The 992-nt window shown below is 47.8% G+C and carries 2 protein-coding genes; one reads left to right on the forward strand and one right to left on the reverse strand.

All coding sequences use genetic code 11. The annotated features are described in order from the left end of the window. Nucleotides 1-466, forward strand: a 466-nt coding sequence (locus ACT3RR_RS23100) for a phage tail protein (protein WP_496201170.1), incomplete at its 5' end; no start/stop codon positions are given. Between the two features lie 87 nt (nt 467-553). Here the strand turns inward: ACT3RR_RS23100 and ACT3RR_RS23105 are convergent. Beyond that, nucleotides 554-992: phage tail protein (locus ACT3RR_RS23105; protein ID WP_496201171.1), on the reverse strand; the 439-nt coding region annotated here is incomplete at its 5' end.

Genomic DNA, 992 nt, shown 5'->3' on the forward strand with positions numbered 1-992 from the left:
CGTCGGCGTGCCGCTCCCTTGGCCGACGGCGAATCCTCCGGCCGGGTGGTTGAAATGTAATGGAGCGGCGTTTGATAAAGCTAAGTATCCGCAGCTCGCCACGGCTTATCCAAGTGGCGTGCTTCCCGATTTGCGTGGGGAATTTATTCGAGGGTGGGATGATGGGCGAGGCGTTGATGTAGGGAGAAATATTCTTGTTTCACAAGGGCATGGACTTGCCAGTCATATGCATGAATGGGGTATGTGGACAGTACGATTGAATGATGCGTCTTTGGAGGATTTCGCGGGCACGACTATTTTAAAACAGATAACTCCAGAGAATCCCTCAATCGACTTTGATAATTATCCATTGCCTAATTCTGTCGTTACAACCGGTGGTATCGTTAATGCAACCACCAAAGCTACAGGTATTACCGAAACCCGCCCACGCAATTTAGCATTCAACTACATTGTGAGGGCTGCTTAACTTAGCAAAGTACTAAATCTTGTTATATAAAACATATCCATGTAAAAAGTGGAACCCCAATTGGGGTTCCACTTTTTAAAATATAACTTATGCCGCTCTGACTATGTAATTGAATGCTAAGTTACGTGGACGTGCTACAACATAAGCCCACCACTCATACCGCTGGGAAGCAGTTTCGGGAGAATACGTGATCCATTTCTTGCCTTTTATCTTATCCCATTGAGCTGATGAGAGCGGATCGCCGTAACCATCTTCAGTCAAACCAAGAGAACTAATATCACCAGTATCATTGTCATCGAATCCAGAAACAATTGTCCCCTCCTGAAATGATAAAAGTTCACGTCCCGCATCCACTCCTCTAGCATCATCCCAACCTCGAATAAATTCCCCACGCAAATCGGGAAGAACGCCGCTTGGATAAGCCGTGGCGAGCTGCGGATACTTAGCTTTATCAAATGCCGCCCCATTACATTTCAGCCACCCAATCGGTGGCGTCGCCGTCGGCCAAGGGAGCGGCACGCCGACC

Source organism: Ewingella sp. AOP8-B2-18 (assembly GCF_052376015.1).
Lineage (GTDB): Bacteria > Pseudomonadota > Gammaproteobacteria > Enterobacterales > Enterobacteriaceae > Ewingella > Ewingella allii.